The 13209-nt window shown below is 35.8% G+C and carries 14 protein-coding genes; 6 read left to right on the top strand and 8 right to left on the bottom strand.

The window, feature by feature from the left end:
* The first annotated feature begins 10 nt into the window (after window positions 1-10).
* The 4 genes from BXY82_RS14105 to eno all read left to right on the top strand — a co-directional run bounded on the left by BXY82_RS14105 (window position 11) and on the right by eno (window position 4327).
* Window positions 11-1003, top strand: a complete 993-nt coding sequence (locus BXY82_RS14105) for a DNA-directed RNA polymerase subunit alpha (RefSeq protein WP_133758888.1) — start codon at window positions 11-13, stop codon at window positions 1001-1003.
* 142 nt (window positions 1004-1145) lie between these two features.
* Window positions 1146-1637: a 50S ribosomal protein L17 gene (rplQ, locus tag BXY82_RS14100; protein WP_133758887.1), complete on the top strand. Its 492-nt coding sequence runs from the start codon at window positions 1146-1148 to the stop codon at window positions 1635-1637.
* An 86-nt stretch (window positions 1638-1723) separates the two neighbouring features.
* Window positions 1724-2827 carry a glutamine-hydrolyzing carbamoyl-phosphate synthase small subunit gene (gene carA, locus BXY82_RS14095; protein ID WP_133758886.1) on the top strand — a complete coding sequence of 368 codons (1104 nt, stop codon included), beginning with the start codon at window positions 1724-1726 and terminating at the stop codon, window positions 2825-2827.
* A gap of 207 nt (window positions 2828-3034) precedes the next feature.
* Window positions 3035-4327 (top strand): phosphopyruvate hydratase, encoded by a 1293-nt coding sequence (gene eno, locus BXY82_RS14090; protein ID WP_133758885.1) that lies wholly within the window; start codon window positions 3035-3037, stop codon window positions 4325-4327.
* A gap of 11 nt (window positions 4328-4338) precedes the next feature.
* On the opposite strand, the gene BXY82_RS14085 is transcribed toward eno, so the two are convergent.
* A complete protein-coding gene (locus BXY82_RS14085; protein WP_166643309.1) occupies window positions 4339-5016 on the bottom strand; it encodes a DUF481 domain-containing protein in 678 nt (225 codons plus the stop codon).
* Window positions 5017-5347: 331 nt separating this feature from the next.
* Between BXY82_RS14085 and BXY82_RS14080 the strand changes: the two genes are divergently transcribed.
* On the top strand, window positions 5348-6634 hold the full coding sequence (locus BXY82_RS14080; RefSeq protein WP_133758883.1) for a citrate synthase: 1287 nt from the start codon (window positions 5348-5350) through the stop codon (window positions 6632-6634).
* A gap of 62 nt (window positions 6635-6696) precedes the next feature.
* Window positions 6697-7611, top strand: a complete 915-nt coding sequence (locus BXY82_RS14075; RefSeq protein ID WP_133758882.1) for a dimethylarginine dimethylaminohydrolase family protein — start codon at window positions 6697-6699, stop codon at window positions 7609-7611.
* A 39-nt stretch (window positions 7612-7650) separates the two neighbouring features.
* Here BXY82_RS14075 and BXY82_RS14070 read toward each other — a convergent pair whose 3' ends face one another.
* The 7 genes from BXY82_RS14070 to rsfS all read right to left on the bottom strand — a co-directional run bounded on the left by BXY82_RS14070 (window position 7651) and on the right by rsfS (window position 13174).
* Complete coding sequence (locus BXY82_RS14070; RefSeq protein WP_133758881.1) at window positions 7651-8073, bottom strand: hypothetical protein; 423 nt, start codon at window positions 8071-8073, stop codon at window positions 7651-7653.
* A gap of 163 nt (window positions 8074-8236) precedes the next feature.
* Window positions 8237-8503 (bottom strand): acyl-CoA-binding protein, encoded by a 267-nt coding sequence (locus BXY82_RS14065; RefSeq protein ID WP_133758880.1) that lies wholly within the window; start codon window positions 8501-8503, stop codon window positions 8237-8239.
* The gene (locus tag BXY82_RS14060; RefSeq protein WP_133758879.1) at window positions 8500-9153 is read right to left on the bottom strand and encodes a phosphatidylserine decarboxylase family protein; all 654 of its coding nucleotides are present in this window, start codon (window positions 9151-9153) and stop codon (window positions 8500-8502) included. Before BXY82_RS14060 ends, BXY82_RS14065 begins: the two co-directional genes overlap by 4 nt.
* Window positions 9143-9964, bottom strand: a complete 822-nt coding sequence (locus BXY82_RS14055; protein ID WP_133758878.1) for a phosphatidate cytidylyltransferase — start codon at window positions 9962-9964, stop codon at window positions 9143-9145. The genes BXY82_RS14060 and BXY82_RS14055 overlap by 11 nt, the downstream gene beginning before the upstream one ends.
* 81 nt (window positions 9965-10045) lie before the next feature.
* Window positions 10046-10651 carry an LUD domain-containing protein gene (locus BXY82_RS14050; RefSeq protein WP_133758877.1) on the bottom strand — a complete coding sequence of 202 codons (606 nt, stop codon included), beginning with the start codon at window positions 10649-10651 and terminating at the stop codon, window positions 10046-10048.
* A 122-nt stretch (window positions 10652-10773) separates the two neighbouring features.
* Window positions 10774-12792 carry an ATP-dependent zinc metalloprotease FtsH gene (gene ftsH, locus BXY82_RS14045; RefSeq protein WP_133758876.1) on the bottom strand — a complete coding sequence of 673 codons (2019 nt, stop codon included), beginning with the start codon at window positions 12790-12792 and terminating at the stop codon, window positions 10774-10776.
* A 10-nt stretch (window positions 12793-12802) separates the two neighbouring features.
* Entirely contained in the window at window positions 12803-13174 is a 372-nt protein-coding gene (gene rsfS, locus BXY82_RS14040) for a ribosome silencing factor (RefSeq protein WP_133758875.1), read from the bottom strand.
* Between the last annotated feature and the right edge of the window lie 35 nt (window positions 13175-13209).

Genomic DNA, 13209 nt, shown 5'->3' with positions numbered 1-13209 from the left:
AAGAAAAAGTATGGCAATATTAAATTTTCAGAAGCCTGATAAAGTAATCATGATTGATTCAACGCCTTTTGAAGGGAAGTTTGAATTCAGACCTCTTGAACCTGGCTATGGATTAACTGTAGGTAATGCTTTAAGAAGAGTGTTGTTGTCTTCTTTGGAAGGATTTGCTATTACATCTGTGAGAATTGAAGGTGTAGATCATGAGTTTTCTACCATTGCTGGTGTAGTTGAAGATGTCACTGAAATAATTTTGAACTTAAAGCAAGTTAACTTTAAGCGTCAAATTGACGAAATTGATAACGAAACTGTTACAATCTCAATATCAGGACAGGACCAAATTACAGCTGGCGATTTCCAAAAGTTCATTTCAGGGTTTCAAGTGTTAAACAAAGACTTGGTAATTTGTAATTTAGATTCCAAAGTGAGCATTAATATGGAGTTAACTATTGAAAAAGGTAGAGGATATGTTCCTGCTGAAGAAAATAAAAAAGCTTCTGCACCAATTGGAACCATCTTTACAGATTCAATTTACACGCCAATTAAGAATGTAAAGTACGCTATTGAAAACTTCCGTGTAGAGCAAAAAACAGATTATGAAAAATTGGTTTTTGAAATTCAAACGGATGGATCTATCAATCCTAAAGATGCGTTAACTGAAGCGGCCAAGATATTAATCCACCACTTTATGTTATTCTCTGACGAGCGTATCACTTTAGAGGCTGATGAAATTGCTCAGACAGAGACTTATGATGAAGAATCACTTCACATGAGACAACTATTGAAAACCAAATTGGTTGATATGGACCTTTCTGTACGTGCATTAAATTGCTTAAAAGCTGCAGAAGTTGATACTTTAGGAGACTTAGTATCTTTCAATAAAAATGATTTAATGAAATTCAGAAACTTCGGTAAGAAATCATTAACAGAACTAGAAGAACTAGTAAATGTTAAAGGTTTGAACTTCGGAATGGACTTAAGCAAATACAAACTAGATAAAGACTAGTCGATTTTCAAATTTAGATTTGCGATTTTAAAATGTAGAATTCGCAGTTTAAATGTCATAAATCAAAAATTAATAAATAACCCATCATAATTTGCTCTCCGACGAACGGATATTGTAGCAAGATGATGAAAATAAAAATGTCATGAGACACGGAAAAAAAATAAACCATTTAGGTCGTAAAACCGCACACAGAAAGTCAATGTTGGCAAATATGGCTTGTTCTTTAATTGAGCATAAGCGTATTAATACTACTGTTGCTAAAGCAAAAGCTCTAAAGCAATTTGTAGAGCCATTGATTACTAAGTCTAAAGAAGATACGACGCACAACAGACGTATTGTGTATAGTAGAATCAGACAAAAAGAAGCGGTAGCTGAATTGTTCAGAGATGTTGCACCAAAAGTTGGCGATCGTCCAGGTGGGTACACACGTATCATCAAATTAGGTAATCGTTTAGGTGATAATGCTGACATGGCAATGATCGAATTGGTAGATTTCAATGAAATTTACAACGTAGATAAGCAACCTAAGAAAAAATCTACTCGTAGAGGTCGTTCTAAAAAATCTGATGCTACTGCTGCAGCCGCTGCTGCTGCTCCAGCTGTTGATAAAAAAGCAACCAACGAAGAAGAATAAATGGTTTACATTTATAAATATAAAAAAGGATAAACATTTTAGTTTATCCTTTTTTTTATGCAATTTTGCCAAACTCTTTTCAAATTATGAAATATAATAAACGACAAAAAGCCATCATTCTACTTTCAGATGGCACAATTTTCCACGGTAAATCAGTAGGTAAAGAAGGTTCAGCCTTTGGAGAAGTTTGTTTTAATACTGGCACCACAGGGTACCAAGAGATTTTTACAGATCCTTCTTACTACGGACAATTAATGGTAGCTACCAATGCACATATTGGTAATTATGGCACTCATGCCGATGAAATTGAATCCGATTCCATAAAAATTTCAGGTCTGATCTGTAAAAACTTTAGTTTTAATTACTCTAGAGACTCAGCAGAAGGATCACTCCAAGACTTTTTTGATAAAAATAACCTCTTGGCTATTTCAGACGTAGATACCCGTGCACTGGTGACCTATATAAGAGAAAACGGCGCTATGAACGCTGTTATCTCAACAGACGTAGACAACATAGAAGGATTAAAGAAACAACTTTCAGAAGTGCCAGATATGAACGGACTTGAGTTGGCTTCAAAAGTAAGTACCCAAGAACCGTATTACGTAGGCCATGAAAGTGCAACCTACCGTATATCTGCATTAGATTTGGGAATAAAAAAGAACATCCTAAGACATCTTGCCAAGAGAGATGCTTATATTAAAGTGTTTCCATACAATGCTACTTTTGAAGAGATGAATAGTTTTAATCCGGATGGCTTCTTCCTTTCAAATGGACCAGGAGATCCTGAACCTTTAGAGAATGCTATTTCAGTAGCTAAAGAAATTATTGATCGAAACTTACCATTGTTCGGCATCTGTCTTGGACATCAAGTAATAGGTTTGGCCAATGGTATTTCAACTTATAAAATGCATAACGGACACAGAGGTATCAACCATCCTGTTAAGAATTTATTGACGGGAAAAGGAGAGATTACGTCTCAAAATCACGGATTTGCAATCAATAAGGAAGAAACCGAAAAACATCCTGATTTCGAAATTACACATCTACATTTAAATGACCATACAGTAGCAGGAATGCGTATGAAATTTAAAAACTGTTTCTCGGTACAATATCATCCAGAAGCAAGTCCAGGGCCACAAGACGCCTCATATTTGTTTGATCAATTTATTGAAAACATTAAAAAAGGATAGTAACAAAACCTCAAAAAACATAAGTGTTTTTTGAGGTTTCTTCATTGCGCAAACATTATCGCTAGTTTTTAATGTAATTCTCAAATTCAAATGTGACTTTGGAGTAACTATTTCGTAAATTAGCAGTGCTGTGAAGTATCGGAACCCTTCTGTTTAGCTGTGCTTGAGCAATAATATAATACATCAACAATACTAAAAAAAATAACAATGAGCATCATCATCAACATTCATGCAAGACAAATTTTTGATTCACGTGGCAATCCTACTATTGAAGTAGATGTTGTTACAGAAAATGGAATCATGGGACGCGCTGCGGTTCCTTCTGGCGCCTCTACTGGAGAACATGAGGCGGTAGAACTTAGAGATGGTGGTAAAGATTATATGGGCAAAGGTGTGCTAAAGGCGGTTGAAAACGTCAACACTAAGATTGCTCAGGAACTTTTAGGAACTTCAGTGTTTGAACAAAATAAAATCGACCAAATGATGATCGATTTGGACGGTACCAAAAACAAGTCAAAATTAGGCGCTAATGCTATTTTGGGTGTTTCTTTGGCTGTTGCGAAAGCAGCAGCAGGAGAGTTGGGCATGCCGTTGTACAGATATGTAGGTGGTGTTTCTGCAAACACGCTTCCTGTACCAATGATGAACATCATCAACGGTGGTTCACATTCTGATGCGCCTATCGCTTTCCAGGAATTCATGATTATGCCGGTAAAAGCGAAAAATTTCACACATGCCATGCAAATGGGGTCTGAAATTTTCCATAATCTCAAGAGCGTATTGCACGAAAGAGGCTTGAGTACTGCTGTTGGTGATGAAGGAGGATTTGCTCCAAATTTGGAAGGTGGCACTGAAGATGCTTTAGATACGATCAAAAAAGCCGTCCATAAAGCCGGCTACACATTGGGTGATGACGTAATGATTGCTTTAGATTGTGCAGCTGCCGAATTTTATGTGGATGGCAAATACGACTACACAAAATTTGAAGGTGAAACAGGGAAAGTTAGAACAAGTACTGAACAAGCTGACTATTTGGCCCAATTGGCCTCTAAATACCCAATTATTTCTATTGAAGATGGAATGGATGAAAATGACTGGGAAGGTTGGAAGTATTTAACTGAAAAGATTGGAGATACCGTTCAGTTGGTAGGGGATGATTTGTTTGTTACTAATGTAGAGCGACTATCAAAAGGTATTGAAAATGGCATCGCTAATTCAATTCTAATCAAAGTGAACCAAATTGGCACATTGACAGAAACTATTGCGGCAGTTAATATGGCCCATAATGCTGGGTACACCTCTGTAATGTCTCACCGTTCTGGAGAAACTGAAGATAATACTATTGCTGATTTGGCCGTGGCGTTAAACACGGGTCAAATCAAGACGGGCTCGGCATCACGTAGTGATCGTATGGCAAAATACAATCAGCTGTTACGTATAGAGGAAGAATTAGAGAATGTGGCGTACTTTCCACAAACCAAGGCGTTTAAACTGAAGTAACAACCAATATTTTAAAACGTATATAAAAGCCCATTCGTTAATTCGTATTGGGCTTTTGGTATTGTAACCACGGGGTAGGCATCAAAATTATAAGTAAAGGTTGTTTTAAAGGCTAGATTTTCCCAAATTTTGAGTAAGATGCTTGTGGTGCTTGAGAGTCGGTAGTCCTTAAATGCATCCAGACGGGGTTGATAATAACTTGTACTTATAATTCCCAAGGATTCAGTAGGATACATACTAAACGAAAAATAAGTGCTGCCACGCACGTTTCTGTGGATGGCATTACTTTCAATAGCTGAGGCCTGCTCGATTTCATACATAATCAGTGTGCCTAAATAAAAACGATAATTGTCATTAGATGATAGTTTAAACCGTGGTCCGGCACCAATCAGTCCTCTAAAATCTATTTCCGAAATAGCGTCGTATTGCGCTTGTATAAAGGCTTCCATCTTTATGGTTTCTGTCACTCTGTGGTTGTATCGCAAATGTTGTGTGCCTTTGTTTACAAATGATTCTCCAGCCGCTTTTTCAAACTTCAAATCGTTAATAAACAACCATAATTCCCTATAGTTATTATATTGAATATGTGCTTTATTCGCGATTTTAAAAATCTGATTCTTGTTTTTTACAATACTCGCGTCCAGACTCAAAGATCCCGTCCACTTCGCAGAATCTGACTGTTTTCTCATTGTTTCTACGTTGATCACCTGTGACTGTGCATAGGTGCAGAAAAATAATGTAATTATAAAATAAGATAATCGCATAATTTTTAATAATAAGTGTATTTATGCAAATCTAATTAAGTTCTTGTTATTAATTGCGGACATATATGTCCATTTTAAGGGCGTAACCCTCCTTGAGAGCGCTATAATGGGCAATTTTAGCTCATTCTTACATAGTTTTTATAAATATTATGATTGTTAAAATGCTTGTTAACTTGCTTTTTAAATACTGATAATTTTTGTAAATTCGTGACATCATTTTCAGATACACAAATTCACAACAAACTTATATATACATATGTCAGAGAAAGCTACGTTAGAAATAGACGGTAAAAAATACGAATTCCCACTGATTGTAGGAACGGAGAAAGAAGTTGCCATAGATGTCAGCACTTTAAGAAGTACTACAGATAGTGTCATTACATTAGATCCAGGATATAAAAACACAGGATCTTGCCAAAGTGCCATCACCTTTTTAGATGGTGAGAAAGGCGTATTGAGATACCGCGGTTATTCTATTGAGGAGCTGGCTGAAAAGGCTGACTTTCTTGAAGTAGCGTTCTTGCTTATTTTTGGAGAATTGCCAACAAAGGAACAACTCAACAAATTCCATTCAGATATTAAAGCTCAGTCTGTTGTAGACGAAGACATCCGCAAAATAGTTGACGCATTTCCTAAGTCTGCACATCCAATGGGTGTTATTGCATCCCTTACGAGTGCATTGACAGCGTTTAACCCATCTTCAGTGAATGTAGATTCTGAAGAGGATATGTATAAGGCCATCGTTAAAATCTTAGGTAAATTCCCAGTATTGGTTGCTTGGACATTCCGTAAGAAAAACGGCTTACCATTAGACTATGGAGATAAAAATTTAGGCTATGTTGAGAACATTTTAAAAATGATGTTCAAACAACCTAATGAAGAATATAAAATGAATCCAATCGTTTTAAATGCTTTGGATAAATTGTTGATCCTTCACGCTGATCACGAACAAAACTGTTCTACATCAACGGTAAGAATTGCAGGATCGTCCCACGTTGGATTATTTGCATCGCTATCTACTGGTATTTCTGCACTCTGGGGTCCGCTTCACGGTGGGGCCAACCAAGCCGTGCTAGAAATGTTAGAAGGTATCAATGCTGATGGTGGCGATACTGATAAATATATGGCAAAAGCCAAAGACAGAGAGGATCCATTCCGTTTGATGGGCTTTGGACACCGTGTCTACAAAAACTTCGATCCTAGAGCTAAAATCATTAAAAAAGCAGCTGACGAAGTGTTGAACGATTTAGGTGTTGAAGACAAAATTTTAGAAATCGCAAAATCGTTAGAACAAGAAGCTTTAAAAGATCCTTATTTCGTAGATCGTAAGTTATATCCAAACGTCGATTTCTATTCAGGAATCATCTACAGAGCTATGGGAATTCCAACAGACATGTTTACAGTAATGTTTGCATTAGGACGTTTACCAGGGTGGATTGCACAATGGCGAGAAATGAGATTGAATAAGGAACCAATAGGTAGACCAAGACAGATTTATATTGGAGAAACTTTAAGGTCTTTTAAATCGATTGATAAGCGTTAATACGATATTAATAATGCAGAAAGCTTCATTTTTTAGATGAAGCTTTTTTTATACTATAGAATATGCTAAAATTGAATATTAAAAATGAAACTTCACGGCTAAGAGCCGTGGTTTTAGGAACTGCAATCAGTAATGGACCAACGCCAGGAATTGAAGAAGCATATGACCCTAAATCTTTAGAACATATAAAAGCCGGCACTTATCCTATTGAGGAAGATATGGTTAAAGAAATGGAAGCCGTAGCCAAAGTTTTTCAAAAATATGATGTAAAGGTGTATCGTCCTGAACTGATAAGAGATTATAATCAGATATTTGCCAGAGACATCGCCTTTGTTATTGATGATATTTTTATCAAAGCAAATATTCTACCAGATAGAGAAAAGGAGCTTGACGCCATTCAATATGTCATAGACCAAATTGACCCTGATAAAGTTGTGCGTCCACCTGAAGAAGTTCATATAGAAGGTGGTGACGTGATGTTATGGAATGATCATATTTTTATTGGTACTTATAAAGGCAGTGATTATAGTGATTATATAACGGCCCGCACCAATATGGAAGGGGTTAATTATATAAAGGAATTATTTCCGAATAAAATTGTGAAGGAATTTGACTTGGTCAAATCGAGAATAGAACCAAGAGATAATGCTTTGCATTTAGATTGTTGTTTTCAGCCAGTCGGTAAAAATAAAGGCATCATTTATAAAAGTGGCTTCAGAGAAGAAAGCGACTATATGTACTTGGTCGATTTGTTTGGAAAGGAGAATTTGTTCCATATTACACGAGAAGAAATGTATCATATGAATAGCAATATCTTTTCAATTTCTGAGGATGTTGTAATCTCAGAACGTAATTTCACCAGATTGAACGCTTGGTTAAGAGCTAACGGATTTACAGTGGAAGAAGTGCCCTATGCCGAAATCTCAAAGCAGGAAGGCTTATTGCGTTGCAGCACGATGCCGCTCATCAGAGATTAAGGAACGCGCTAAAAACTATCACCTGAATATCCTTTGCCATTAGTATTGCAGACTCACAACAGCCGAACTTAAAAAAGTGGTGAAAATAGATAGTATAAAGTTGTAACGCATATTTTCTTGAAAATGAAAATAGAGCAGAAAAGCCAAATTTATAATGCTATATATTAAAAAGGTGGTGTGTAGAAAACCTTTACCATCTGCGTAAATTATCAGCGCGGTTAATGTGATGATATTGCTGATTACAAAATATGAAAGTGCTAAAGCCACTTTCTTTTTATTGGGTTCTCTCAAAAAATCGTTTTCCAAGAATAATAATCTTGCAGGAAAAAAATAGATACTCACTACCACTGCAACGACCAAATATACGAATGCGGCGATAACGTCTTTGATGGCTAAAAAATACATCACACTAACTAGAAGCACTAAGATATAGTCATTTCTTAAAAGTCTTTTTGATGTCATGGCGCTATCAATTGGAATGACTGTATTTGTATCTCTTTTGTTGGCGAAATGTAAAGAAATGAAATCGCGAATTCATTCATCACAAAATCCAACACAATAAATAATTTCGAATAAAATACAATAAATAATATCTCTAGGGAAATAGTTTAGAAAGTAATCAACCTTATTTACCATACAAGAAGTAGTTATTCACCAAATCAATATAAATGCGCTTGGCCTCATCTTGAGACACACTTTTTATTTGAAAAAGGGCATTGGTTTTAAATGCATTGATAATTGGCTTCTTGCTTCTGGGACCTGAATAGTCATTTGTAGCCTTCTTGTAGTAGGCATAAAGCCTTAATAATAAATCAGCAGGGAATGCACCTGTATAACTATTAATACGTTCTACAGCTTCCTTAAATTCAATATCTAATTTATTGGAAGTCATTTTGTTTCAGCAATCACTGTAATACCACCTTTTACTTTCTGATTTAGCTCAACTTTTATATCGGAATCCAATGGTAGAAACAAATCTACTCTCGAGCCAAATTTGATAAAACCTGAATCTTTTCCTTGTATGACATGGTTATCAACTTGAGCATAATTTACAATACGTTTTGCCAAGGCGCCCGCAATTTGACGGTACAATACCTGTCCAAATGTTTCGTTTTCTACAACTACTGTAGTGCGTTCATTTTCTTCGCTGGCCTTAGGATGCCAGGCTACTAAATATTTGCCTGGATGGTATTTACTATACACCACTTTGCCACCAATTGGATAACGTGTTACGTGTACGTTTATAGGAGACATGAATACAGATACCTGAATGCGTTTATCCTTAAAAAATTCATTTTCGAAAACTTCTTCAATCACCACAACCTTACCGTCTACAGGAGAGAGCACATGGTGATCATGTAGTGTCCCAATACGTTTAGGGTTTCTAAAAAATTGTAGTATGATAATAAAAAATGCTAATACCACTAGCATTAAAGTGGTTCTTAGCCAAGCTAACGTTACAAAATAATCAATGCTCATAATGGCTATAACAACTAGTGCAATAGAAATCATGACTATTTTATGGCCTTCTTTATGAAACATATGGAAATAATCTTAAAAATAAATATAAAAATGGTGCTGCAAAAATAATACTATCTAACCGATCTAACAAGCCACCATGACCTGGCATTATGACGCCGCTATCCTTTACGCCTGCCTGTCTTTTAAATTTGGACTCAATCAAATCGCCCAAAGTTCCAAAAACACTTGCAATGATAGCCAATATTAACCAATTTGTAAAATCTAACTCGCCTGTAAGTCGCGCAATAAAATAACTTCCCACACAAGCAAAAAATAATCCGCCCAAAAAGCCTTCAAAGGTCTTCTTTGGAGACACACTAGGAAAAAGCTTTTGCTTCCCAAAATTCTTACCTATAATGTATGCTCCCGTATCATTTACCCAAATCAGTACAAAGGACCCTAGTAATAGCATAGGTGTAAACTCTTTTCCATTGTTGGCAATCATTATTAAAAATATGAACGCGCTTGTTAAGTAGAATGTGGTGAGTATAAAACGCTTAGATTCGAACAGCGGAATTGTTTTTTCTGAAAATAAGTCTTTAATCAAAAACAATTGCACGAAAATGGTAATGACCTGCAAAATTTGAATGGCTTCATTAAAACCAGCGTCGGTTTCAGGTATAAGCGCCCAAATACTAAAACCTAGATACATTGTCGTAAAGACAATATATGGAGCTTTACTATCTAATTGAATGAGTTTTTTGAACTCTGCCATACAGATAAGACCAAATATGAGAAAGAGAACCACCAGTACATACTGCCAATAAATAGACAATATTAACAATGATATATAGATAGCGCCTGAAATGGCTCTTGTGCTAAGTTCCTTCATTTGTAATTGTTAGAATGGTGTAATGACAAATGACACATTTTGAAATAGACTTCTGAACATAGAATCGGGTAAAAAATTTCATTATAAATCTTCTAGAAGCAGCAAATATAGGTTTTTTGAGCTACTTCCATAAGTTAGAAAGTCTTTATCTTCTAAAGTCTTAAAATGTTTAATGGTGGTAATATTGGTGGGGATTTTATTTTTATTCTTGTTTTTGATCCCTCTTAAGCCTTCTCCTATATTTTCAACGAATTGACTTGTTGTGGCGTAAATAATAAAATTATCAGGGAGATCTCTTAACTTTTTTTCTGCGATTTGATTTGATGAGATGAGCAGAGATCCATCATCGGCGATTAAATATTCACAGGTAGATAAAAAATAGTCACTTTCTAATGACTTTTTGGAGTCTTTAAGACCAAAGCCCTTAAACAGTTCTTTGAGTCTAGAATCCAATAGAAAGACATTTTTATCTTCCCAATTATTTTCATGAAGTATATTTTTCAAGCTTTTGTGGATTTCCTCCATATTTTCACAATACAGAAATTTCCCGCCATTGGCCTTAAAATTTATAGTAAACTTTTCGTCTATAGGTAGCTTGATTTCAGGCATATATTTGCCTCTCTCTTCGCTTTTAATGGTATCTTCTGGCGTGTTTTTTAAGCCGAAAATTTTACGAAATAGACTCATGTAGTGGATGCTATTAATCTAGGTGCTATTCTAGTTTAAATGATGAATTCCTCAAATATAAAAAAACTTAAATTAACATAAGATTAATTTAAGTTTTTTATATGAAATTGAAATAGGAATTTTTAACTTACTGATTCATCGGTTTTGATATCTTCTACAGGGATTTCAGTGTGTTCCTGAGAGGCCGTTGATTCATTGTCAAGACGTTCACGTTCCAATACGTCCTTCTCAAAAGGACGTATACCAAAAATGCGCTCTAAGTTATCCTTAAAAATCACTTCTTTCTCTAGAAGTTCTTCAGCTAATTCAGTTAATTTATCCTTGTTTTCTTCTAATATTTTAATGGCACGCTGGTATTGCTCTTCTATAATTGCAGAAATTTCCTGATCAATTAATTCGGCAGTTTGCTCACTATAAGGTTTTGTAAACCCGTATTCTGATTGTCCTGAAGAATCGTAGTAGGTTAAATTTCCTACTTTATCACTTAATCCATAAACGGTAACCATTGCACGTGCTTGTTTGGTAACTTTTTCCAAGTCGCTCAATGCGCCAGTTGAAATTTTATCAAAGATTACTTTTTCTGCGGCACGACCACCAAGGGCAGCACACATTTCATCAAGCATTTGCTCTGTTCTTACAATCAGACGCTCTTCAGGTAGGTACCATGCGGCACCTAACGATCTTCCACGCGGTACAATTGTTACTTTTACCAAAGGAGCTGCATGTTCCAGCATCCAGCTGATAGTTGCGTGTCCTGCCTCGTGAAAAGCAACTGCACGTTTTTCATCAACCGTAATGATTTTATTCTTTTTCTCTAGCCCACCAATAATTCTATCAACAGCATCTAGGAAATCTTGTTTATTTACTGCTTTTTTTCCTTTACGTGCCGCAATTAAAGCAGCTTCGTTACAAACGTTAGCAATATCTGCTCCAGAAAACCCTGGCGTTTGTCTTGCAAGAAAATCAATATCTAAGTCCTCAGCTTTTTTAATCGGCCTTAAATGAACTTCAAAAATTTCTTTACGTTCTACGATATCTGGAAGGTCAACAAAAATTTGCCTGTCAAAACGTCCGGCACGCATTAGTGCTTTGTCCAAAATGTCGGCTCTATTGGTTGCAGCTAGCACAATCACGTTAGTGTTTGTGCCAAAACCATCCATTTCTGTCAGTAACTGATTTAAGGTGTTTTCTCGCTCATCATTAGAACCTGACATCGCATTTTTGCCTCTAGCACGGCCAATAGCATCAATCTCATCGATAAAGATAATAGAAGGCGATTTTTCTTTAGCTTGCTTAAATAAATCTCTTACTCTTGAAGCTCCTACACCTACAAACATCTCCACAAAATCTGATCCGGATAATGAAAAGAAAGGCACTTTAGCTTCACCGGCAACTGCTTTCGCCAACAAGGTTTTACCTGTTCCTGGAGGTCCTACCAATAAGGCGCCTTTTGGTATTTTACCACCTAATGAGGTGTATTTTTCAGGTGTTTTTAGAAAATCTACAATTTCTTGCACTTCTTCTTTTGCACCTTCCAATCCGGCCACATCTTTAAAAGAAGTCTTAACATCAGTGTTTTCATCAAACAACTTTGCTTTAGACTTTCCTATATTAAATATCTGTCCGCCAGCGCCGCCGCCGCCGCCAGATGACATGCGTCTCATAATAAAAATCCAAACCCCTATAATTAGAACAAAAGGCAATAGTCCTAATAAGAAATCTCCCCAAACATTGTGTTCTGTTTCAAAAGTTACTTCAGTATTGCTTAAATTATTTTCACTGATTATAGTTCTTATTTCTTCTTGAAATAATGCCAAGTCTCCAAATTCGAACCTATAATTAGGACTGGGTGTTACAGAAGGGAGAATATTATTTGGTTTTGTGCCTTTATGCGCGTCAGTACTAAGAGCTTCATCGGTCAAATAAACTTTAGCCTCTCTATTGTTAACAATTTCAACTTTGGCAACATCTCCTCTTTTCAAATACTCAAAAAATTGAGAAGGTGTTGTGCTTTTAGCGTCTTGGCCACCAAAACCTCCAGAGAATATTTGAACCGCAAAAAAAGCAGCAATCACCAAACCATAAATCCAATATGGACTTAACTTTGGTTTTTTGTTTAAATTTTTATTTTCTTTTGACATTAATCTTTTTTTAGTAACTAGTTTCTATAACGGTTGTTTTAGCGTCTCCCCAAAGGCTTTCAATATCATAATATTGTCTGATGTGTTTTTGAAATACATGCACCACAACATTTACATAATCTATTAAAACCCATTCGGCATTATCACTTCCTTCCACATGCCAAGGGTGGTCTTTAAGTGTTTTGCTGACTTTTTTTTGGACTGCATTAACAATGGCGTTAACTTGTGTGTTTGAGTTTCCTTCACAAATAATGAAATAGTCACAAACCGTATTTTCAATCTCCCGAAGATCGAGAATCCTTATATTGTTTCCTTTGACGTCCTCAATACCAGCTATGATAGTGGTAATCAGTGCATCTGAATTGTTATTTTCTTTCGCCATTAATTTAAATTAAATTTGTGCAAAGTTATTATAAT

This window comes from Gelidibacter sediminis, from assembly GCF_004364975.1.
Classification (GTDB): Bacteria; Bacteroidota; Bacteroidia; order Flavobacteriales; family Flavobacteriaceae; genus Gelidibacter; species Gelidibacter sediminis.
This window is presented reverse-complemented; position numbering and strand designations above follow the sequence as displayed.